Source organism: Halomonas sp. SpR8, from assembly GCF_031010195.1.
Taxonomy (GTDB): domain Bacteria; phylum Pseudomonadota; class Gammaproteobacteria; order Pseudomonadales; family Halomonadaceae; genus Vreelandella.
In genome coordinates, this window is record NZ_JAUAMC010000013.1 from 18,830 (window position 1) to 41,622 (window position 22,793).

Here is a 22,793-nt window from a genome sequence, read left to right on the forward strand (position 1 = left end):
GCGCCATCACTTAATTAACGGCGTCTCGCTTAGCGGCAAAAAAACGTTTGAGCAGTTTTTGTGAAGCCGGAGCGAGCACTCCGCCGCTCACCGCTAGTTGATGATTAAACCACGGCTGGGCTAATAAGTTAGCCTTTGACTCGACCATGCCCGCGCGGGGTTCGGCAGCACCGTAAACCAAACGAGCTAGGCGTGCATGTATCATCGCACCTGAGCACATCATGCAGGGCTCTAAGGTGACAAACAGCGTGCAGCCATCAAGACGGTAGTTGCTCTGGTGCTTGCCCGCCTCGCGCAGGGCGCGAATTTCCGCATGGCCGCTGGGATCGCAGTTGGCAATTGCCGCGTTGCAACCCTCGCCAATAATTTCGCCCTGGGCATCAACTACTACCGCGCCGACAGGCACTTCGCCTGCGGCGGCTGCTAGGTGCGCTTGGTCTAGCGCTCGGTACATGTAATATTCATCGCTGCGCATAAACGCAAACTCCGCTAAGGTAGCAAAACGCTCGTATGAATGGCTTACCTGACTCACCGTTAACCCACTTCATCGACAGCATCCTATAGAGACAGCACCAAGGATACCGAGAATGACAGACGCGCTAAACAAACTGGTGGCGTTACTGGAACTAGAAACGCTGGAAGAGACGCTATTTCGTGGCCAAAGCCAGGACCTGGGCTTACCACAGCTCTATGGCGGCCAGGTGCTGGGGCAGGCGCTAGCAGCCGCAGCGCGCACCGTGCCCGACGAGCGCCGTCCGCACTCTCAGCACGGCTATTTTCTGCGCCCCGGCGACCCGCACCGCCCCGTTGTCTATCAGGTGGATACGATTCGCGATGGCGGCAGTTTTACTACCCGGCGCGTCACCGCTATTCAAAAAGGACGGCCGATCTTTTTCTGCAGTGCGTCGTTCCAGCGCGAAGAGGCAAGCTTTAGCCATCAGCGTGCGATGCCGGAGGTGCCCACACCCGAAGTCCTGATCGAGAGTGGCGGCGCCAAACACGACCGCTTTCCTGGCCACCCAATCGAATTTTTGCATCTCACCGGCAATCCCGACCACGGCACGCCTGCAGGTCAGTGCCTTTGGTTTCGACTTTCAGGCACGCTGCCGGACAATCCGGCGCTGCACCGCCACCTGCTCTCTTACGCCTCGGACTTCAACCTGCTGACCACCAGCCTGATTCCCCATGCCATTGAGTACCGCGACCCCAAGCTGCGCATCGCCAGCCTTGATCACTCCCTATGGCTACATCAGGACAGCCGATTGGACAACTGGCTGCTCTATGTGATCGACTCCCCCTGGGCAGGCGGCGCTCGCGGGCTGGCACGGGGGCATATCTACAGCCGCGACGGCCGCTTGGTGGCCTCTACCGCTCAGGAGGGACTAACGCGCTATGCACAAGACTAACAGGGAATCCTTTCAAAACACTTACGCCCGCTAAGAAGCGGGCGTAAGGATAAGCCTGGGCGCAGCGATTCAGCCGCCATAAACGTCGTTAATTGACTGCAGCGGGTAGTGCGCAGGGAATGGCTTACGCGCTACGCCAGAATCCACCGCGGCTTGAGCAACCGCCGAGGTGACCCGGGCCAACAGGCGAATATCGACAGGAGTGGGAATAATGTACTCGCGCCCAAAGCTCATCTCGGTGCGCTCGTAGGCGTCGAGCACTTCCTGAGGTACCGGCTCGCGGGCCAAGTCTTTCAGCGCATGCACCGCGGCCAGCTTCATCTCTTCGTTAATGCGTGTGGCACGCACGTCCAACGCGCCGCGGAAAATAAACGGGAAACCCAGCACGTTATTGACCTGGTTGGGGAAGTCCGAACGGCCGGTCGCCATAATCACATCCGGGCGCGCTTCGCGGGCAACGTCAGGATGAATTTCCGGATCCGGATTGGTGCAGGCAAAAATCACCGGATCGGGCGCCATTTTCTTGACCTGTTCAGCAGAAAGCAGGCCAGGACCCGATAGACCGATAAACACGTCGGCGTTATCGATAGCGTCATCCAAGGTACGCATCTTTGTATCGAGGGCGAACTCAGCTTTATATTCATTAATGCCATCGCGGTCCGTGTGAATCACGCCACGCCGATCCAGCATCACCAAATTGTCTTTTTTAGCGCCGCAAGAGACTAACAAGCGCATGCAGGCAATCGCCGCCGCGCCAGCGCCCATGCAGACAATCTTGACGTCAGCAATATTTTTACCGGCGATATCCAGCGCGTTCAACATACCCGCAGCGGTTACGATCGCGGTACCATGCTGGTCGTCATGGAAGACCGGGATGCTGCAGCGCTCAATCAGTGCTTTTTCGATTTCAAAGCACTCGGGCGCCTTGATATCTTCCAGATTGATACCGCCCCAGGTATCGGCAATCCGCACGACGGTATCGATAAACGCCTGCGGGCTCTCCGCCTCCACTTCGATATCCACGGAGTTGATGCCTGCAAAGCACTTGAACAGCACGCCTTTGCCTTCCATTACCGGCTTACTGGCCAGTGGACCCAAATTTCCTAAGCCAAGAATAGCGCTGCCGTCGGTAATAACGGCCACCAGATTACCCTTGCCGGTATAGCGGTAAGCATTCTCCGCATCCCTGGCGATTTCAAGCACTGGCTCAGCCACGCCTGGACTATACGCCAGCGCCAAATCTCGTGCAGTCGCGGTGGGTTTGGTCAACTCCACCGAAAGCTTACCGGGAATCGGTTTCGCGTGATAATCCAAAGCAGCCTGCTTATTTGCATCCGTCATGGTCAGAATCCAGTTTACATAAAGTAGATAAGTTGTTTCAGAATATAGAAAAAAGCATAGCGCCTCAAGCGCACCGCCACCCCACAACAAAACGCTCGTTTAAATGAATTTTACCCTCACATTCGTAACTTTTCGCTGATATTTACTGGAATTTACCCAAAAACCACTTAACCCTAATGGTTTACTTATTGCTCATTTATTGCTGTGGAGAAGAATTTATGGAAATTTTTTCCACAAACCCATCTCTCCAAAACAAAAAAACCCACGCCGAAGCGTGGGTTTTTGCACAAGTACAACCTGACTTGATTAAGGCTGCTTGCGATATGGCCATCCGGTGTGTGGATTAGCCGCGCTTAACAGCAGCGCCAAAACGCTTGTTGAAGCGCTCTACGCGGCCACCCGTAGTCGCTTGCTTCTGCTTACCCGTGTAGAACGGGTGGCAGTTGGAGCACACATCCAGGGAAAAGTCCTGACCAGAGGTAGAACCAACCTGGAAATTAGCGCCGCAAGAACAGCTGGCGGTGACCGTGTTGTAATTCGGGTGAATACCTTGTCTCATCTCGAGCCTCACGAAGCTATATGCCGCCACCTGATCTCGTGCCAGGCACCGCATACGGGTTTGGAAAAAAACGACTAACCGGTTAGCCGCCCTGTCTTTAAGATATATCGTTAAGATATGTCGTTGAGATTAAGAGCGGCCGCATATTCTAGCAAAACTAACGTCGGAGGCCAATTGTCTGATTCTGTTTCTTCGCGGAGAGCTTCTCACATGCCCACTCAAGCGCTCACGCAAGTGCTTAAAGTCGCGCTGCCTTCACCGCTTCGTCGCTTGTTTGACTACTTGCCTTGTCACACGACACCCGCTTGCGGCTGGCAGTCAGGGCTAAGGGTGCGGGTGCCCTTTGGGCGGCGCGAAGTTGTCGGCGTAGTCGTCGAATTGGCCGACCGCAGCGATCTGCCGCTCAGCCAACTACGGGCGATTAGCGAAACCCTGGATGACGCCCCGCTGCCGCAAGATTGGCTATGGCTATGCCGCTTTGCCGCTCGCTACTACCAGCACAGCCTGGGCGATACACTGCACCACGCCATGCCCGCACGGCTGCGCCAGGGTCACCCGATGGCGGGGCGTACCCAAACGCTCTGGCTGGCCAAAGGCGAAGACGCAGAAGAGACGCTCAGCCGAGCGCCCAAGCAGGCAGCACTCTATGCGCTGCTACGCCAACACCCCCACGGCCTGCCCAGCCGCGCAGTTAGCGCCCATGGTTTTACCCGCGACCAGCTATTAACACTTGAGAAGAAAGGCCTCGCCTCCAGCCAGGAACACCTTCTTACCGCCCCAACCCCACCAAGCGGTAATTTACTCGCCAGCCCCGCCCTGCCCCTTAACCGTGAACAGGCGACGGCGCTGGCCGTACTGCATGAAAAACTCGCAAGCTACCACCCCTGCCTACTGGAAGGCGTCACGGGAAGTGGTAAAACGGAAGTCTACCTACAGCTTATTGAAGCAGTGGCCGCCAAAGGCAAGCAGTCGCTGGTACTGGTGCCGGAAATTGGCTTAACCCCTCAAACCCTTGCGCGTTTTAGAAGCCGCTTTCGCGTTCCCGTGGTGGCGCTGCATTCCGGCCTGACTGACCCCGAGCGCTTAGACGTATGGGAAGCCGCCGCCAGCGGCCGGGCGCTGATAATTATCGGCACTCGATCGGCGATTTTTACCCCACTCGCCAACCCCGGTGCGATCATTGTCGATGAGGAGCACGACGGCTCCTACAAACAGCACGACGGCCTCCGCTACCACGCCCGCGATTTAGCCGTGGCACGTGCCCACTACCATAAAATTCCGCTGCTAATGGGTAGTGCCACCCCTTCTCTGGAGAGTCTGCATCAGGCGCTTGCTGGCGCTTACCGTCATCTTCGCCTCACTCAGCGCCCCAGCCGCCACCCACCGGCCAAGCTAGAGCTGATCGATCTTCGCCATCAGCGCCGCCAGGGCGGTTTGCTACCCGGTGCCATTAAGGCGATTAAAAGTACCCTCGCTGCTGGCAAGCAGGTGCTGATTTTTATCAATCGCCGCGGTTTTGCCCCGACACTTGCCTGCCACGCCTGCGGCTGGATGGCCGATTGCAACCAATGTGACGCGCGCATGACGCTGCACCGCCAGCCACCGCTGCTGGCCTGTCACCACTGCGATAGCCGCCGCGCCTTACCGGACGCCTGTCCCGAGTGTGGCAGCGGCGACCTGCGCGCCCTGGGTAGCGGCACAGAACGCACCGAAGAGACACTACAGACACTGTTTCCGAAGGCCACCATCCACCGTATCGACCGCGACAGCACCCGACGCAAGGATAGCTTTGAGCAAGTGTTAAAAGAGATTCAACGCGGTGAGCCCTGCGTGTTGGTCGGCACTCAAATGCTTGCCAAAGGTCACCACCTCCCCCATGTCACGCTGGTCGTGGTGGTCAATGCCGATGGTGGCCTCTACGCCGCTGATTTCCGTGCTCTCGAACATAGCGCCCAGTTGCTTGAACAAGTGGCGGGCCGGGCTGGTCGCGCCGCCCACCCAGGCCGCGTGCTGGTGCAAACCCTGCACCCCGACGACCCTCACCTGGGCCAGTTGGCCGAGCATGGCTACGGGGCACTGGCGCGCAATATGCTCGAAGAGCGGCGCATCGCCCAGCTCCCCCCGTTCTGTTTTATGGCGCTGCTACGCATAGAAAGCCCCAAAGAGGAGGCCGCCTTGGCCATGGCACAGCAGGCCGCCCAGGCCCTTCGCCAGTGGCTCAAAGAGTCTCACGTGGCGACCCGCTGCCTGGGGCCGGTGCCCGCCCCGATGGAGCGCCGCCAAAATCGCTATCATTTACACGTTATGCTAGCGGCCGATAAACGCAGCCAATTACACCCCGCCGTTAGCTGGCTGGTGCAGTGGCTTGAAGCCAACCGCGAAGCACGCAGGGTACGCTGGTCGATAGATATCGACCCACAAACGCTCTCATAGCACGAGCCAATCATCACACGGCTTTGAAACTGCGGCTCAATTGCTGATAATAGCCGTTTTACTGACGCACCTATTTACACATTGACAGGTGCGCGTTAGCACACGCCGCCATCGACGACACCCGGATACCTAGATGAAAGACACGATAGTTTCACTGCTCGAAGGCGCAGTTGCCGCGCTCAAGCACCAAGGCGTGCTGCCCAACGACCTTCAACCCACCATCAAAGTGGATCCAACCAAAGACAAGGCCCACGGTGATTACGCCACCAACTTGGCACTGATGCTGGCCAAACCGGCAGGTAAAAATCCGCGCGAATTAGCCAACGCGCTGGTTAAAGCGCTGCCCGAAAGCGACGCCATCCAAAAAACCGAGATAGCGGGCCCAGGCTTTATCAACTTTTTCGCCGCCGCCGACGCCGCCGCGCAAATCGTTGCCCAAGTACTCGACTGCGGTGACACCTTTGGCCGCAGCATGGTCGGCAAAGGCGAGAAGGTTCAAGTCGAGTTCGTTTCCGCCAACCCCACTGGCCCGCTACACGTCGGTCACGGCCGCGGCGCGGCGATTGGCGACTGCCTATGCCGCCTGTTAGAAGCCACCGGCTACGACGTTACCCGCGAGTTCTACTACAACGACGCGGGCGCCCAGATCGCCAACCTGGCCCGCTCGGTGCAGGCGCGGGTAAAAGGCCTGGGCCCTGGCGATGAAAGCTGGCCCGAAGATGGCTATCGCGGCGAGTATATCGTCGATGTGGCCAACGACTACCTGGCAGGTAAAACGGTCAGCGCCGATGACCGCGAAGTCACTGCTAGCGCTGACCCTGACGATTTAGACGCCATTCAAGCGTTCGCCGTGGCTTGGCTGCGCCGCGAGCAGGATCTGGATCTCAAAGCCTTTGGTGTGGAGTTTGACGTTTACTTCTTGGAGTCCTCGCTCTATGAAGGTGGCAAGGTAGACGCCACCGTGGAGAAGCTGGTGAGCGCCGGCCATACCTATGAAGAAGACGGTGCCATGTGGCTACGCACCACCGACTTCGGCGATGACAAAGACCGCGTAATGCGCAAACGCGACGGCGGCTACACCTACTTTCTGCCCGATGTGGCCTACCACCTGGATAAGTGGCAGCGCGGCTTCAAAACCGTCATTAACGAGCAGGGTGCCGACCACCACTCCACCGTCACCCGCGTGCGCGCTGGCTTGCAGGCGCTGGAAGTCGGCATTCCCAAAGGCTGGCCCGACTATGTACTCCACCAAATGGTGATGGTCACCCGCTCTGGCGTCGAGGTAAAACTCTCCAAGCGCGCCGGTAGCTACGTGACCGTGCGCGATTTGATCGACGAAGTGGGCCGCGACGCCACGCGCTTCTTCCTCGCTGCCCGCCGCGCCGACTCCCAGCTCACCTTTGATATTGATCTGGCCCGCTCCCAATCGAACGACAACCCGGTCTACTACATCCAGTACGCCCATGCCCGGGTATGCAGCATGCTGCGCAAAGCGCAAGATGCCGAGCAGCCGTTCGACCATCCGCTGGCAATGGACAATCTAGCCTTGCTGGATAGCGACCAGGAGAAAGCCGTTCTTAACCGATTGGCGCGTTTCCCTGAAGTCGTTGAAACCGCTGCCAAAAATCGTGAGCCCCAGCAGGTTGCTCAGTATTTGCTCGATCTTTCCGGCGATTTTCACACCTGCTACAACGCCGTCAAAGTTATGGTCGATGATGATACCTTGCGTAACACACGCCTGGCGCTCGGTCTCGCCACCCGTCAAGTACTGCGCAATGGGCTTGATTTAATGGGGGTTAGCGCCCCAGAGGAGATGTAATTCATGGCTAGCCCGCCACGTAAAAAACCCGCCCGTCGAGGAGCGACCTCACAGCGCAAGTCGGCTCGCAGTTCAGGCGGTGGTTTTCGCATTCCCGGCTGGCTATGGGGCCTTGCTGGCCTAGCTGCGGGCTTCTTTTTAGCTCAGCACCAGCATGGTACGGCCCCCTGGCAAGAGCAGCCGAGTAAAACACCCCAAGCCACGGTGCTGCCTAAGCCCTCCGGTAGTGAAGAGCGCGCAGCGGCGCGGGAAACCGAGGAAGCCACCGAGCCGTCGATGCCAACGTTTGAGTTTTACACGCTGCTGCCTGAAACCGAGGTCATTGCCCCAGGCGTTTCGCTGCCCTCCAGCGTTGTTCGTCCCGAAGCCCCCGAACAGGCTGTCGATAGCGATACCGCCACAGGCGATGACCCTATCGCCCAGGTTATTGCGGCTAATACGCGTCCAGAAGATCAAGTGTCGACCGCTCGCCAGAATGAAGCGGCTACCAACACGCCGGGGCGCTACATGTTGCAGGCGGCTTCATTTCGTGAGGTCAGCGATGCTGAACAGTTGCGTGGACGGTTACGCAATCTAAGCCTGCTGGCGGAAATCAGCGAAGTTCAGGCCGATGGCAATACCTGGCACCGCGTTCAAGTGGGGCCTTACGAGGATACCCGCGAGCTAAACCGCGCCCAGGATTTAATGAGCACCCAAGGTATCGAGCCGCTGCTTATTCAACTGCAAAACTGAGAATTCCCTCTTGATCACCTGCGGGCGGTTGATTTTTTATCAGCCGCCCGCATTTTGTTGTGAATGCTTACACAACGGTCGCTTCCATGAACAGTTTGCTAAAGAGTAAGTGATCAGCCAGTCATCGGGAGCGCGTCTCCCCCCAAGGAGTTATCTCCATGACCACTATTGTCTCCGTTCGCCGTGGAAATCAGGTCGCCCTCGCTGGCGATGGCCAAGTATCTCTCGGCAATACCGTTATGAAAGGCAATGCCAGCAAAGTACGCCGTCTCTATCGCGGCAAGGTGCTGGCTGGGTTCGCGGGTGGCACCGCCGATGCCTTCACCCTGTTTGAGCGTTTTGAAGCCCAGTTAGAGAAATACCAGGGCCATTTGACCAAGGCCGCCGTTGAGCTGGCCAAAGATTGGCGCACCGATCGCGCTCTGCGCCGCTTGGAAGCGCTGCTCGCCGTTGCCGACCACAGCGCCTCGCTGATCATTACCGGTAACGGTGACGTGGTTGAGCCTGAGCGCGGCATTATCGCCATTGGCTCTGGCGGCAACTTCGCCCAGGCCAGCGCCCGGGCACTGCTGGAAAATACCGAGCTGTCGGCGCGTGAGATTACCGAGAAGTCGCTCTCTATCGCGGGTGATATCTGCGTATTTACCAACCACCACGTGACACTCGAAGAGCTGTCGATCGACGGGCGCTAATTGCCCCACGCAATCCCCGACGTCGCTCAATGAACACAAAGGTTACCTTTATGACTCAGATGACACCCCGCGAAATCGTTCACGCCCTAGATCAGTACATTATTGGCCAGCAGGATGCTAAGCGCGCCGTTGCCATTGCATTGCGCAACCGCTGGCGCCGCATGCAGCTCGACGATGACCTGCGCCCAGAAGTCACTCCCAAAAACATTTTGATGATTGGCCCGACCGGCGTGGGTAAAACTGAAATTGCCCGCCGCTTGGCCAAGCTAGCCAAAGCGCCGTTTATCAAAGTGGAAGCGACCAAGTTCACCGAAGTTGGCTATGTGGGCCGCGACGTTGAGTCGATTATTCGCGACCTGATGGAAGCCGCGATCAAAATGGTCCGCGAGCAGGCCAAGGAAGAAGTCAGTCACCGCGCCGCCGATGCCGCTGAAGATCGTGTGTTGGACGCGCTTCTTCCGCCGCCGCGGGGTCAGGAAGATAAGCCCCGGGAAGATAACGGCACCCGCCAGACCTTCCGCAAGAAGCTCCGCGAAGGCCAGCTAGACGATAAAGAGATCGATATTGAGATCTCTTCGCACGGTCAGGGCATCGACATCATGACCCCGCCGGGCATGGAGGAGATGACCAACCAGCTGCAGAGCATGTTCTCCAACATGGGCCAGCAGAAGCGCGAAAATCGCCGCGTAACGGTCAAAGAAGCGCTAGTTCTGCTGCGCGATGAAGAAGCGGGCAAGCTGGTCAACGAAGAAGAGATTAAGGCCCGTGCGGTCTACTCGGTGGAACAGCACGGTATCGTGTTCCTGGATGAGATCGACAAAGTGGCCAAGGGCAGCGGTCAGTCCAGCGGTGGCGAAGTCTCCCGCGAGGGCGTCCAGCGCGACCTGTTGCCGCTGATCGAAGGCTCTACCGTTTCTACCAAGTACGGCATGGTCAAGACCGATCACATTCTGTTTATCGCCTCCGGCGCTTTCCACCTGTCGCGCCCATCGGATCTGATTCCAGAGCTTCAGGGTCGTCTACCGATTCGCGTCGAGCTTGACGCGCTAACACCCAACGACTTCAAGCGCATCCTTACCGAGCCCTCCGCGTCGCTGACCAAGCAGTATCAGGCGCTGCTGGCTACCGAAGGGCTGGACATTGAGTTCACTCCCGACGGCATCGAGCGTATCGCGCAGATCTCTTGGCAGGTCAACGAAGGCACTGAAAACATCGGCGCCCGCCGCTTGCACACGGTGATGGAGCGGCTGTTAGAAGAAGCCTCTTTCAGAGGTGGTGATATGGAGAGTCCGTTGGTAATCGACGGCGACTACGTCAATGCCCAGCTTGGCGAACTGGCGGTCGACGAAGACCTGTCGCGGTATATTTTGTAAGTTTCGTCAGTCACAGCAAGCCCGCTCTATGCGGGCTTGCTGCTTTGGTATTTAGCTAAATGGAACTTAGCGAAATGCCACTTAGCGATGAGGTCTCATCATGAATGCTCCTACCCCTAACCGCGTTCACTACCATAAGCAGTCGCGCGAGCTGGAACTTGGCTACGCCAGCGGCGAAAGCTATCGGCTGCCGGTTGAATTTTTACGCGTCTACTCTCCGTCTGCCGAAGTGCGCGGTCACGGCGGTGATACGGCCGTGCTGCAAGTAGGTAAAAAAGATGTCGGACTGCAAAATATTACCCAGGCGGGCAACTATGCGCTGAAACTGCACTTTGACGATGGTCACGACAGCGGACTGTTTAGCTGGAACTACCTGTATGATCTCGCGACTCACCAAGAGGCCTACTGGAACAACTACTTGCAGCGCCTGGAAGAGGCCGGCGCCTCGCGCGAGCCTGCCAGCATTCAATTCAAGCAACTGTGATGGTATGACTCAGACAAGCTAGGCAGACAAGCCAGGGTGGACAAGGCTACAATGACGCTAACTTATTCATCGCGTCGGCCCCTAGGTCAAAAGACCAAAGGTCGATTTGCCACCGCCTCGACTTCGGGAGCTACTGCCCCATGAGCCCCACTGAAAAACGCACCACCCATTTTGGTTTTCAAGAAGTACCGGTTGACGAGAAAGCCTCGCGAGTGGCCGATGTATTTCACTCCGTTGCCGCTCGCTACGATGTCATGAACGACCTGATGTCGATGGGCATCCACCGGGTGTGGAAGCGCCTGACGATCGAACGCGCTGGCGTGCGCCCCGGCCACCATGTGCTGGATATTGCTGGCGGCACGGGCGATTTGACCCTTAAGTTTTCCCGCTTGGTGGGCCCGCGCGGCAAAGTCGTCCTCGCCGATATCAACGCCTCAATGCTGAAAGTGGGCCGCGACAAGCTGATGGATAACGGCGTGGGCGGCAACGTCGAGTATGTTCAGGCCAATGCCGAAAGCCTGCCGTTTCCCGATAATAGCTTCGATTGCATCACCATTGCCTTTGGACTGCGTAACGTTACCGATAAAGACGCCGCGTTGCGCTCCATGGCGCGGGTACTCAAGCCCGGCGGCCGCTTGCTGGTGCTGGAGTTTTCCAAGCCCAATAATCCGCTGCTCTCTAAAGCTTACGATGAGTACTCTTTCCGGCTGCTGCCTAAAATGGGCGAATTGGTGGCGGGCGACGGCGAAAGCTACCGTTACTTGGCTGAGTCAATTCGTATGCACCCGGACCAGGAAACGCTGAAAGCCATGATGGAAGCGGCCGGTCTCGAGCGCGTCGAGTACACCAATTTGACGGGCGGCATCGTTGCGCTGCATCGCGGCATCAAGCTATGACTTTGCAAACCATGACGTTTCAAACCATGACTTTTTCTGCCCTGACGTCCCCTGCCAAGAGGTCCGCATGCTGGTAACCCCGACCTTGCTATTGGCCGGTTGTGAACGCACGCTCAATGCCCTCCTCGCCCGTGACCCCGCTGCCCCTGCGCGGTTGGCAGCGTTGGCGGGCAGCCGTTTGCTGGTACGCCTTGAACAGCCGCACCTGGAATTGGTCATCCATTACCATTACACCGGGCTCGACCTGATGCGCGCTGATGACATTGATGAAACGGATGTAGACGCGGTAGTGGAACTCACGCCAGAAACATTTTCAGAGTGGCTTAGCGGCGCCTCCATTGAGCGGCTAATGTTTGATGGCAAGCTGGCCGTGCGCGGGCGCACTCACCTCTTAGAAGCGACTCGCGACCTGCTCTTTGATCTAGATATCGACTGGGAAAGCGAACTGGCCCGCTGGTTGGGCGACATGCCCGCCCACTCACTGGCTGAAGGCTTGCGCCGCGCGGCTCGCTGGGGGCTGCGCGCTAAAGATGAGCTGATGCAGGATGTCTCGGAGTATGTTTTTGAAGAGGCGCGCTTACTGCCAGGACGGCAGCAACGTAACGTTTTACGCGAACACCTGACCGAGCTGGAGGTAGCGACCGACCGCCTCGAAGCGCGCTTTAACCGCTTACAGCGGCGACTCACACAGCTGCAGTCCGCCCCACAGGAAACGCGCCCATGAGCTTGCGACTGCTGCGTATAAGCTGGGTGATCACACGCCATCGGCTGGATACGCTGCTGCCCCTAGAGCGCCTGCCCTGGTGGCTGCGGGCGCTGATGTGGTTTTCGCCGCTACGCTTAGTGCCCATTGGCAAGCGCTCGCGGGGCGAACGGTTGCGTTTAGCCTTGGAAGCCCTAGGGCCGATTTTTATTAAATTCGGCCAAATGCTGTCGACCCGCCGAGATTTACTGCCAGCCGATATCGCCGATGAGCTAAAGCGTCTGCAAGATCAGGTGCCGCCTTTTCCCGGTGAACAAGCGGTCGCTCGGGTCGAGAAAGAGCTGGAAATGTCGCTGGAGGAGGCCTTTGCTGAATTTGACCGCGTGCCACTAGCCTCGGCCTCCATTGCCCAGGTACACGCGGCAACGCTGCACGGCGGTGAAGACGTGGTGGTGAAAATCATTCGCCCCGGCATAGATCGCATCATGCGCCAGGATATGGCGCTGATGTACCAAGTAGCCAAGCTGCTTTCAAAAGTGCCTGAAGCTCGCCGACTGCGTCCGGTTGAAGTGATTCGCGATTATGAAGCTACGCTGTTTGATGAACTGGACCTCTACAAAGAAGCCGCCAATACCTCTCAGCTCAAGCGTAATTTCAAAGACTCTCCGCTGCTGTTTGTGCCAACTATTTACTGGCCCTTCACCCGTCGCCACGTGATGGTACAAGAGCGTATCCGCGGCATTCCGGTCGCCGACCTGGATACCCTGATTGCCCGAGGCACTAATCTTAAAAAGCTCGCCGAGCGCGGTGTCGAAATTTTCTTTACCCAAGTGTTTCGTGACAATTTCTTCCATGCGGACATGCACCCTGGCAACATCTTCGTTAATTGCGATAACCCCGAAGACCCCCAGTACATTGCCATTGATTGCGGTATTGTCGGCAGTCTGACCCGGGAAGATCAGGACTATTTGGCACGCAACCTGCTGGCGTTTTTCCATCAGGACTATTATGAAGTGGCCGCGCTACACATTGAATCTGGCTGGGTGGGTGAGAATACTCGCGCTAACGAATTCGCAGCGGCCATTCGTACCGTGTGTGAACCCATTTTAGAGAAACCGCTCAAAGATATTTCTTTTGGCCAGGTTCTCCTGGGGCTGTTTCAAACCGCCCGGCGCTTTAATATGGAAGTTCAACCGCAGCTGGTGTTGTTACAAAAAACACTGCTCAACATTGAAGGCCTAGGCCGCCAACTCTATCCCGACCTAGACCTGTGGAGCACGGCAAAGCCCTATTTAGAGCAGTGGATGAAGGAGCGTGCCGGAGTCAGCGGGTTATGGGAATCGCTGAAGCGCCAAGCGCCGGAGCTTTCGCACCAGTTGCCCGAGCTGCCTGTACTCGCGCACCAAGCGCTCAGCCGTATGGAGCACGAGCATCGCCAGCGCCATCAGCAGGTTGATTCGATCAACGCCATGCGCATGCAGATGGCGCGTCAGGGTAAGCGCCTGTATCGCTTGCGCCTTGGCTTGATTCTGCTAGCCATAGCCTTAGCCTGGCAGCCATTAAGCGGCTGGATTGAGCTGCAGGAGTGGCCAATACTGGCTGCCGCCGCGATTGGGCTGTTACTGCTGGTATGGCAATAACGTAGCGCATTAAACGTTTACAAGGATTCCCATGGACAGCAACTCATTATCGACCAATACTTTTTCGACAAACCATACCGATGTGCTGGATACTCTCAATGAGGTACTGAAGCAGCGGCGTCATGCAGTAGCAGAAGAATCTTATGTTGCCTCCTTGCATCATAAGGGTTTGAACAAGATACTCGAAAAGGTTGGCGAGGAAGCTACAGAGATGATGCTGGCTGCCAAAGACGCTGAGCACGGTGGCGAGGCTGAACGCCAAGCGTTAATCTCTGAAACCGCCGACCTGTGGTTTCACAGCTTGGTGATGCTGTCGCACTTGGGCATGGACCATCAAGCCGTTTTAGACGAGCTGGCACGACGCTTTGGCATATCTGGACACGATGAAAAAGCCGCCCGCCCGTCACAATAGTCGTTTATTAGTGTCTTGAATGTAACAATGAAAGTTAACTTGCTCCCATGAGGAAACGCATATGTTAGGTGGTATTAGTATTTGGCAGTTGCTGATTGTTCTGGGCATCATCATCCTGGTTTTCGGCACCAAAAAACTACGTAATGTGGGAACCGACCTTGGCGGGGCGGTAAAAGGCTTCAAGAAAGCCATGCACGATGAAGAGAAAAACAAAGAGGCTGACGAAGACGCCGACCAGCCCCATGCAAAAGTGAGCCACGAAGAGCCTGGCAACACTTACGATGTTCAAGCCGAAGAGAAAAAGGCTGCTGAAAGCCACAACGAAGAGCGCAAATAAATCATGCTGGATATCGGTTTTCTTGAACTGATGCTCATCGGCATTGTTGGGCTGTTAGTACTTGGCCCAGAGCGGCTGCCGCGCGCCGCCCGCACAACGGGCATGTGGATAGGCAAGATCAAGCGCACGGTATCCGGCATGCAGCGTGAAATCAGCGCCCAGTTGGAAGCAGAAGAGTTGCGCCAAAAGCTGAATGAGCAGCAGCGAAAACTCGACGACAGCTTGAAAAAAGCCAAGCTGGACGTAGAAAGCATTGCCGACGCCCCTTCTACTTCAGGCTCAACGCCGTCAGCCACTTCAGCGGCACAGAATAAGACCGAGCAGCGCGTCGCCAAAGCAAGCGCTCGACTCGATGACGCTATCGAAACGGTGCGTGAAGAAGCCCCTGCGCCTGCCCAACAGGCTGACGTGGCTCGGGCTGCCCCTGAGACGGCTGTGCCTGGAACGGCTGGACCTGAAACGGCTGACTCTGAAAAGGCGGCATTAAATAAGGACCGTAATCCCCAATGAGTATGTCTGGCGATTCAAAGGAGCCGCGTGAAGAACAGAGCCAAGCCCCGCTCATTGAGCACCTGATTGAGCTACGTTCACGGCTAATGCGGGCCGTGATCGTGATCCTGGTGGTCTTTTTGGGCCTCTACTCCTTTGCCAATGATATCTACACCTTTGTGGCCGAGCCATTGATGGCGCTGCTGCCTGAAGGCTCGCAGATGATCGCCACAGAAGTGGCCTCTCCGTTTTTAGCGCCGTTTAAGCTTACCTTGGTCGTGGCGGTGTTTATCGCTATTCCCTTTGTGCTGCATCAGGCATGGGCATTTATCGCGCCGGGGCTTTACGACAATGAAAAGGCGCTGGCGATCCCGATTCTGGTCTCGAGCATTGCGCTTTTCTACGGCGGGGCGGCGTTTGCCTATTACGTGGTGTTTCCACTGCTATTTGAGTTTTTTACCCAAACCGGGCCGGACAACATCGCGATAATGACCGACATTAACCAGTATTTGAACTTCGTTCTTAAGCTGTTTTTTGCTTTCGGCGTGGCGTTTGAAATTCCCATTGCGACCTTTTTGTTAATTCTTTCCGGTGCGACGACGGTCGAAAGCCTGTCTAAAAAGCGGCCCTATATACTGCTGGGCTGCTTCGTCGTCGGCATGCTACTAACACCTCCAGACGTGATTTCTCAGAGCCTGTTGGCTATCCCGATGTATCTGCTGTACGAAGTGGGTTTACTGTTTGGTCGCTTGGTGCGCAAACGTCAAGCTGAGAAAGAAGCGGCCGAAGAGCAAGAGGCTGACCTATAACCCAGGCAGTTGACTGGCAGCCAATTAAAAAGCCGCCGCCATCATCGATGGCGGCGGCTCTTATATGGCCCAAACTTTTTAAGTAGCGGCTAAATCCATCATCTCATTAATACGGTCTACCAGCTTAAAGATACCGGTAGCGGCTTCGCTGATGCGCGAGGCTAGCATATACGCAGGGGTCGTCACTACGCGGTGCTCAAGATCAACAACGATATCTTCTACCGCACAGCTGCGGTGCAATCCGCCCATGGCGCTGATTGCCCCAGAAACCGCCGGGTCATTGCCCACCGTTACCGCAATGCCATCATCAAACAGGCGTGGCACTATGACGGGCGCAATACACATCAAACCAATCGGCTTGTTGTCGTGTCGAAAGCCGGTCAGTGACTCTTTTAATGCGTCTAACACCTGCATATTGTCACTGGCGCTAGCAAAATCGGACAAATTCTTGGCAACGCCAAAACCGCCGGGTACGATCACCGCATCAAAATCATCCGCCACTAATTCGTTCAATGGGCTAATGTCGCCCCGCGCCAAGCGTGCAGACTCTAGCAACACGTTACGCTGCTCGCCTTCCACCACCTCTTGAGTTAGATGATTAACAACATGATGCTGCTCTAAATCCGGGGCAAAACAACGATAACCAATACCTAGCTGATCCAAACGCAGCAGCGTCAGCGTAGTCTCATAGATTTCGGAACCATCATAAACGCCGCAGCCGGCTAAAATCACTGCTACCTGTTTGGTCATGCCTATCTCCTTATCCCAGGGTCTGCCGAATGCAATACAGCAAAGCAATCGCTCACTTTAGTCAGTCTACCTTGTCGCCACAAGACGCCTTTCGCCGCAGAGTATGGCTGATATACTGCTGGCAGGCCTTCGGGCACGGTTACTTGCAATTATTAATGCTTACGATCCTTCATGGAGAGCCATCTTGAGTACACCCACTCCCCGCCATTTTCCCGCCACACGCATGCGCCGTATGCGTCGCGATGATTTCTCACGCCGTTTGATGCAAGAGAACAGCTTAAGTCCATCAGACCTAATCCTACCGGTGTTTGTGTTGGAGGGAGAAAACCAGCGTGAGGCCGTGGCCTCCATGCCCGGCGTTGAACGGCTCTCCATCGACCTGCTGATTGAGCAAGCTCGCGAAGCGTATGATCTGGGCATCCCGGCGCTGGCGCTGTTTCCCGTTATCGGCGCTGAGCAAAAAAGCGAACTTGCTGAAGAGGCGTACAGTGCCAGCGGATTAGTACAGCGTAGCGTACGTGCCCTCAAAGAAACCCTGCCCGAGCTAGGTATTATCACTGACGTGGCGCTCGACCCTTATACCAGCCATGGCCAGGATGGCATTCTAGATGAGCACGGCTATGTTCTGAATGACCGCACCGTAGATACGCTGCTCAAGCAGGCGCTTTCTCATGCGGAGGCCGGTGCCGACGTGGTAGCCCCTTCCGACATGATGGACGGCCGCATTGGCGCTATTCGCCAAGTACTAGAGCAAGAGAACCTGCACAACGTGCGCATTATGGCTTACAGCGCCAAGTATGCCTCGCACTACTACGGCCCCTTCCGTGATGCGGTGGGGTCGGCCACCAACTTAGGCAAAGCAGACAAACGCACTTATCAGATGGACCCGGCCAATAGCGATGAAGCGCTGCACGAAGTAGCCATGGATATCGCCGAAGGGGCCGATATGGTGATGGTAAAACCCGGCATGCCCTACTTGGATGTAGTTCGCCGAGTTAAGACCGAGCTAAACATCCCTACTTTCGCCTATCAAGTTAGCGGTGAGTACGCCATGCACCGCGCGGCCTTTGACAACGGCTGGCTGGAAGCCGAGCCGATCATTTTAGAATCATTAATGTGCTTCAAGCGCGCGGGCGCGGATGGAATATTGACCTACTTCGCCCTCGACGCGGCGCGTTTACTACAGAGGCGTTAAGCACTCGTGAAAAAGATGACAACAAGGTGACATTTGTTTGTCATCTTCTCCCCGCATACTGCGCTGAACGATAAGTATCAGGCTATGATACCTTCGAGCCATTGACGCGGGGAGATCCACCATGGACGAGCAAGCTAACGATTCCTTACCATTTTCGTCTACCGATCAAACCAGCAGCGACGGCGATATGCCGCTACGCATTAATCGCACCCCCACCGGTGTTCAAGCGCGTGAAGCGCTGCCCGAAACCGACCTTGACGATCCCCTGCTCTATTTTAATCGCGAGCTGTCGCACCTACAGTTCAACATCCGCGTGTTGGAGCAGGCGTTAGACGACGCTCACCCGCTGCTGAATCGACTGATGTTTCTGCTGATTTTTTCATCCAACATGGATGAATTCTTCGAGATTCGAGTGGCGGGATTAAAGCACCAAATAGCGTTAGGCGATGATACTACCGCCGCCGATGGCCGACTGCCGAAAGCCGTATTGGCAGAAATTTCTCAGATAGCCCACGCACAAATTGTTCGCCAGTATCAAATACTCAACGACATGCTGCTACCCGCGCTAGAAACCCAGGGGCTGCGTTTTCGTCGCCGCGACCAGTGGACTGATAAGCAAAAAGCCTGGGCTCGGAGTTTTTTCGATAATGAGATCATGCCGGTTATCAGCCCCATTGGACTGGATCCTTCGCACCCTTTCCCGCGCTTGGTCAATAAAAGCCTTAACTTTATTGTTGAGCTGGAAGGCAAGGATGCCTTTGGCCGCGCTGGCGGCATGGCAATTTTACCCGCGCCGCGCTCGCTGCCGCGACTGATGGCGCTGCCCAAAGAACTATGCGAAGAGGGCTTTGCCGAATACGTTTTCTTATCATCGATGATTCATGCCCATGCCGAAGAGTTATTTCCTGGTATGCGCGTACGCGGTTGCTATCAATTCCGGCTGACCCGCAATGCGGATATGAGCGTTGACCCTGAGGAGGTCTCGGATCTCGCATCCGCCCTCCGTGGCGAGCTGCTGGCACGTCGCTATGGCAGTGGCGTGCGCTTGGAAGTCGCCGACAGCTGCCCGGATGATTTAACCAACTTTCTGTTGCGTCAGTTTGAGCTCGAGAGTGACGACTTATACCGTGTCAAAGGGCCCGTAAACTTAACCCGCATGATGTCAGTGCTAGGCGACGTGGATCGCCCCGACCTGCTCTATCGCCCGTTTACACCCAGCATTCCTAAAGCACTCAAAGCGGGCAGCCTTTTTGACGCTATCGCCAAGAACGACATTTTGCTGCACCACCCGTTCCAGTCGTTTTCTCCCATTGAAGACTTGCTGCGTGAAGCTGCCCGCGACCCCAACGTGCTAGCGGTAAAACAGACCCTTTATCGCACGGGGGCAGACTCGCCTATCGTCAGTGCCCTGGTGGAAGCCGCCAGCCAGGGCAAAGAGGTCACCGTGGTTATTGAGCTGCGCGCCCGCTTTGATGAAGCCGACAACCTACAGCTTGCTTCACGCTTGCAAGAAGCGGGAGCGATCGTCGTTTACGGCATCATGGCGTATAAAACCCACGCTAAAATGCTGCATATTGTGCGCCGTGAAAAAGGCGAGCTGTGCTATTACGCCCACCTGGGCACCGGCAACTATCACTCTAAAACCGCCAAACTGTATACCGACTACAGCCTGCTGACTGCCAATAAAGCGCTATGCGCCGATGTCCATAAAGTGTTTCAGCAGCTATCGGGGATGGGCCGCGCACGCAAAATTGATACGCTGCTGCACGCGCCGTTCACCTTGCACGAACGGTTAGTGGAAATGATTGATCGTGAAGCGCATATTGCGCGTAAGGGTAAGCGCGGACACATCATCATTAAGTGCAACTCGTTAACCGAGCCCAAACTCATTAAAGCGCTTTACCGGGCTTCTCAGGCAGGCGTTGAGTGCGACTTAATCATTCGTGGCATGTGCTGCTTGAAGCCCGGCGTGCCCGGCGTTTCCGACAACATCCGCGTGCGTTCCATTATTGGCCGTTTTTTGGAGCACACCCGTGTGTTTCACTTCCACCATGAAGGCAAACCGGAAATCTGGTGCTCCAGCGCGGACTTTATGTCGCGCAATATGTTTCATCGCGTAGAGACCTGTTTTCCGCTGCTGGATAAGAAGCTCGCCACGCGGGTGCGCAAGGACCTTGAGACCTATCTGGTAGATAACTGCCAGAGCTGGCTACTGCAAACTGACGGCAGCTACCATCTTCAGGATCCTGGTGAGAGCGATGCCATCAGCGCTCAGGAAACCCTGCTCTACGCTTACGCATCCAAAAGCTAGGTAATTCAGGTATCGAAAGCACTAACCCTGCTGCTTTGCGGGGTTAGTGCTGACCTCTACACGCTTACGAATAGCGTTGGCGCAACACTTTGGCAGCTTCAACCATATTGGCCAGGGCTGGCTCTACTTCTGCCCAACCACGGGTTTTCAGGCCGCAGTCCGGGTTTACCCATAGCCGCTCAGCGGGGATCTTTTCCAGCGCTTTTTCCATTAGATCGACCATCCAACTCACCTCGGGAATATTCGGAGTGTGGATATCGTAAACCCCAGGCCCGATTTCATTGGGATAAGCGAAGTCCTGGAAAGCGTCCAACAGGTGCATATCCGAGCGCGAGGTTTCGATAGTGATGACATCGGCATCCAGTGCCGCGATTGCACCAATGATGTCATTAAACTCCGAATAGCACATATGGGTATGAATTTGGGTGGCATCGGCTACGCCCGCCGCGCTGAGCTGGAAGCTCTCGACCGCCCAATCCAGGTATGACTGCCACTCATGTTGGCGCAGCGGCAGCCCTTCTCGCAGCGCTGGCTCGTCGATTTGAATAACGCTGATGCCGACTTTTTCCAGATCCAGTACTTCATCACGCAGTGCTAGAGCAATCTGACGGCAGGTGGTTTCTCGCGGCTGGTCATCGCGCACAAACGACCACTGTAGAATAGTCACCGGCCCGGTCAGCATGCCCTTCATGGGCTTATCGGTCAGCGTTTGGGCGTACTCGCTCCAGCGTACCGTTATCGGCGCCGGGCGGGAGACGTCACCAAAAATCACCGGCGGCTTCACGCAGCGCGAACCGTAGCTCTGCACCCAGCCAAAGCGGGTAAAGGCAAACCCTTCGAGCTGTTCGCCAAAGTACTCCACCATATCGTTACGTTCGGCTTCGCCGTGCACGGGGATATCAATATCCAGCGCTTGCTGGCGCTCAACAGCGTAGGCAATTTCCGCCTGCATGCGGGCTTCGTAGTCAGCGAGCGCCAGTTCACCGGCTTTAAAGGCGCGCCGAGCGGCGCGAATTTCATTGGTCTGCGGAAAAGAACCGATCGTGGTGGTGGGAAAAAGCGGTAGATTGAGTGCGCGCCGCTGAGCCTCGGCACGTACGGCGTACGGTGTCTGTCGCTGGCTGTCGGCGGGACTAATCGCTGCTAAGCGAGCATTCACCGTAGGTTGGTGGATACGGGTAGATTCACGCCGCGCATCCAGCGCTCGGGTGGCCTCATCCAAACGCCGTTCATCGTCGGGCGTTGCCCGGTTATCGATCAGACGCGCCAGGGTAACCACCTCGGCAAGCTTCTGCCGTGCGAAGGCCAACCAACTGATTAGCTCATCACCGAGCGTCGTTTCCTGTTCTAAATCTACCGGCACGTGGAGTAGCGAGCAACTGGGCGCCAGCCAAAGCCGCTGCCCCAGGCGCACTTTTAACGGCAGCAGGCGTTCGCGCAGGGCCGCTAAATCAGCCCGCCAGATATTGCGGCCATCGACAAAACCAATCGATAGCACCTGATGCGGGCCAATACGGTCTATCACAGCGTCTAACTGCTGCGGCGCGCGCACGGCGTCAACATGCAAGCCCGTTACGGGCAGGCGGGTGGCTAGCGATAGGTTATCGCCTAAGCCACCAAAGTAAGTCGCGACCAGCAGTTTTAACGGCGCTGCCTGTAAGCGATGATAAGCGCGCTCATAGGCCTGCTGCCACTGCAGCGGTAGATCCTGAACCAGCGCTGGTTCGTCTAGCTGGACCCACTCAATCCCTTGGGTGGCAAGCCGCGCTAATATCTCGCTGTAGACATTGAGTACGCTGTCCAATAGGGTCAACCGATCAAAGTCACTGCCCTTGGTCTTACCCAACCATAACCAGGTTAACGGCCCCGTGAGTGTGACCTTCGGCGTAAAGCCCGCGCGCAGCGCTTCATCGACCTCTTCAAATAGGCGGTTGGAAGCCAGGCTAAAGGTTTGCCCTGCGTGCAGCTCTGGCACCAGGTAGTGATAATTAGTATCGAAGTATTTGGTCATTTCACAGGCAGCGGCAGGCTCACCGCTAGGCGCGCGACCGCGGGCCATACGAAAGGCAGTATCGAGATCAATATCGCCGTCAGCCACTTCCTGTTGGGCGTTAAATCGGCTAGGCACTGCCCCTAACGTAACGGAAACGTTAAGCACTTGATCATAGAAGGCAAAATCGCCCACGCTAACAAAATCCAAGCCAGCATCCTGTTGCGCTTGCCAGTGGCGCAAACGTAACTCACGGCCGGTACTTTCAAGCTCACTACGCGCGCATTCGCCTTTCCAATAAGCCTCAGTGGCTTTTTTAAGTTCGCGCTGAGCGCCGATACGGGGATAGCCGAGAATATGAGAAACTGTCATGATAAAACCTACTAACGTGAATAATCTCACACAGTCTGGGCACCGCACCT

21 protein-coding genes are annotated in these 22,793 nt (G+C 56.3%); 16 read left to right on the forward strand and 5 right to left on the reverse strand.

Going from position 1 to position 22,793, the window contains the following annotated elements:
- Window positions 1–10: 10 nt before the first annotated feature.
- Window positions 11–475, reverse strand: a complete 465-nt coding sequence (gene tadA, locus QT230_RS19395) for a tRNA adenosine(34) deaminase TadA (RefSeq protein ID WP_308323807.1) — start codon at window positions 473–475, stop codon at window positions 11–13.
- Between the two features lie 112 nt (window positions 476–587).
- Here tadA and QT230_RS19400 point away from each other — a divergent pair, with 112 nt between their 5' ends.
- On the forward strand, window positions 588–1,406 hold the full coding sequence (locus QT230_RS19400) for an acyl-CoA thioesterase II (RefSeq protein WP_308323808.1): 819 nt from the start codon (window positions 588–590) through the stop codon (window positions 1,404–1,406).
- Window positions 1,407–1,475: 69 nt separating this feature from the next.
- Here the strand turns inward: QT230_RS19400 and QT230_RS19405 are convergent, their stop codons facing one another.
- Both QT230_RS19405 and rpmE read right to left on the reverse strand, forming a co-directional pair.
- Entirely contained in the window at window positions 1,476–2,747 is a 1,272-nt protein-coding gene (locus QT230_RS19405) for a malic enzyme-like NAD(P)-binding protein (RefSeq protein WP_308323809.1), read from the reverse strand.
- Between the two features lie 343 nt (window positions 2,748–3,090).
- The gene (gene rpmE / locus QT230_RS19410; RefSeq protein WP_146875607.1) at window positions 3,091–3,306 is read right to left on the reverse strand and encodes a 50S ribosomal protein L31; all 216 of its coding nucleotides are present in this window, start codon (window positions 3,304–3,306) and stop codon (window positions 3,091–3,093) included.
- A gap of 210 nt (window positions 3,307–3,516) precedes the next feature.
- On the opposite strand from rpmE, the gene QT230_RS19415 reads away from it, so the two are divergent.
- From QT230_RS19415 to tatC, 13 genes are all read left to right on the forward strand, one after another.
- Window positions 3,517–5,739 carry a primosomal protein N' gene (locus QT230_RS19415; RefSeq protein ID WP_308323810.1) on the forward strand — a complete coding sequence of 741 codons (2,223 nt, stop codon included), beginning with the start codon at window positions 3,517–3,519 and terminating at the stop codon, window positions 5,737–5,739.
- 133 nt (window positions 5,740–5,872) lie between these two features.
- Window positions 5,873–7,558: an arginine--tRNA ligase gene (gene argS, locus QT230_RS19420; protein ID WP_308323811.1), complete on the forward strand. Its 1,686-nt coding sequence runs from the start codon at window positions 5,873–5,875 to the stop codon at window positions 7,556–7,558.
- A gap of 3 nt (window positions 7,559–7,561) precedes the next feature.
- Window positions 7,562–8,290 carry an SPOR domain-containing protein gene (locus QT230_RS19425; protein ID WP_308323812.1) on the forward strand — a complete coding sequence of 243 codons (729 nt, stop codon included), beginning with the start codon at window positions 7,562–7,564 and terminating at the stop codon, window positions 8,288–8,290.
- 158 nt (window positions 8,291–8,448) lie between these two features.
- On the forward strand, window positions 8,449–8,982 hold the full coding sequence (hslV, locus tag QT230_RS19430) for an ATP-dependent protease subunit HslV (protein ID WP_035585510.1): 534 nt from the start codon (window positions 8,449–8,451) through the stop codon (window positions 8,980–8,982).
- A gap of 50 nt (window positions 8,983–9,032) precedes the next feature.
- Complete coding sequence (hslU, locus tag QT230_RS19435; RefSeq protein WP_308323813.1) at window positions 9,033–10,355, forward strand: ATP-dependent protease ATPase subunit HslU; 1,323 nt, start codon at window positions 9,033–9,035, stop codon at window positions 10,353–10,355.
- A gap of 100 nt (window positions 10,356–10,455) precedes the next feature.
- Complete coding sequence (locus QT230_RS19440; protein WP_308323814.1) at window positions 10,456–10,839, forward strand: DUF971 domain-containing protein; 384 nt, start codon at window positions 10,456–10,458, stop codon at window positions 10,837–10,839.
- Window positions 10,840–10,979: 140 nt separating this feature from the next.
- Entirely contained in the window at window positions 10,980–11,735 is a 756-nt protein-coding gene (gene ubiE / locus QT230_RS19445) for a bifunctional demethylmenaquinone methyltransferase/2-methoxy-6-polyprenyl-1,4-benzoquinol methylase UbiE (RefSeq protein ID WP_295710377.1), read from the forward strand.
- A gap of 67 nt (window positions 11,736–11,802) precedes the next feature.
- Window positions 11,803–12,459 carry an SCP2 sterol-binding domain-containing protein gene (locus QT230_RS19450; protein WP_308323815.1) on the forward strand — a complete coding sequence of 219 codons (657 nt, stop codon included), beginning with the start codon at window positions 11,803–11,805 and terminating at the stop codon, window positions 12,457–12,459.
- Window positions 12,456–14,078, forward strand: a complete 1,623-nt coding sequence (ubiB, locus tag QT230_RS19455) for a ubiquinone biosynthesis regulatory protein kinase UbiB (protein ID WP_308323816.1) — start codon at window positions 12,456–12,458, stop codon at window positions 14,076–14,078. Before QT230_RS19450 ends, ubiB begins: the two co-directional genes overlap by 4 nt.
- 31 nt (window positions 14,079–14,109) lie before the next feature.
- On the forward strand, window positions 14,110–14,490 hold the full coding sequence (locus QT230_RS19460) for a phosphoribosyl-ATP diphosphatase (RefSeq protein ID WP_308323817.1): 381 nt from the start codon (window positions 14,110–14,112) through the stop codon (window positions 14,488–14,490).
- Window positions 14,491–14,551: 61 nt separating this feature from the next.
- Window positions 14,552–14,827: a Sec-independent protein translocase subunit TatA gene (gene tatA, locus QT230_RS19465; protein ID WP_308323818.1), complete on the forward strand. Its 276-nt coding sequence runs from the start codon at window positions 14,552–14,554 to the stop codon at window positions 14,825–14,827.
- Between the two features lie 3 nt (window positions 14,828–14,830).
- Window positions 14,831–15,337: a Sec-independent protein translocase protein TatB gene (gene tatB / locus QT230_RS19470; RefSeq protein WP_308323819.1), complete on the forward strand. Its 507-nt coding sequence runs from the start codon at window positions 14,831–14,833 to the stop codon at window positions 15,335–15,337.
- A complete protein-coding gene (gene tatC / locus QT230_RS19475; RefSeq protein WP_308323820.1) occupies window positions 15,334–16,125 on the forward strand; it encodes a twin-arginine translocase subunit TatC in 792 nt (263 codons plus the stop codon). The genes tatB and tatC overlap by 4 nt, the downstream gene beginning before the upstream one ends.
- 78 nt (window positions 16,126–16,203) lie before the next feature.
- Here the strand turns inward: tatC and elbB are convergent, their stop codons facing one another.
- Entirely contained in the window at window positions 16,204–16,875 is a 672-nt protein-coding gene (elbB, locus tag QT230_RS19480; protein WP_308323821.1) for an isoprenoid biosynthesis glyoxalase ElbB, read from the reverse strand.
- Window positions 16,876–17,059: 184 nt separating this feature from the next.
- On the opposite strand from elbB, the gene hemB reads away from it, so the two are divergent.
- Together hemB and ppk1 are read left to right on the forward strand one after the other, a co-directional pair.
- Window positions 17,060–18,070: a porphobilinogen synthase gene (gene hemB / locus QT230_RS19485; protein WP_308323822.1), complete on the forward strand. Its 1,011-nt coding sequence runs from the start codon at window positions 17,060–17,062 to the stop codon at window positions 18,068–18,070.
- 121 nt (window positions 18,071–18,191) lie between these two features.
- A complete protein-coding gene (ppk1, locus tag QT230_RS19490) occupies window positions 18,192–20,381 on the forward strand; it encodes a polyphosphate kinase 1 (protein ID WP_308323823.1) in 2,190 nt (729 codons plus the stop codon).
- Between the two features lie 64 nt (window positions 20,382–20,445).
- On the opposite strand, the gene metE is transcribed toward ppk1, so the two are convergent.
- Window positions 20,446–22,743 (reverse strand): 5-methyltetrahydropteroyltriglutamate--homocysteine S-methyltransferase, encoded by a 2,298-nt coding sequence (gene metE, locus QT230_RS19495; protein WP_308323824.1) that lies wholly within the window; start codon window positions 22,741–22,743, stop codon window positions 20,446–20,448.
- Window positions 22,744–22,793 lie beyond the last annotated feature (50 nt).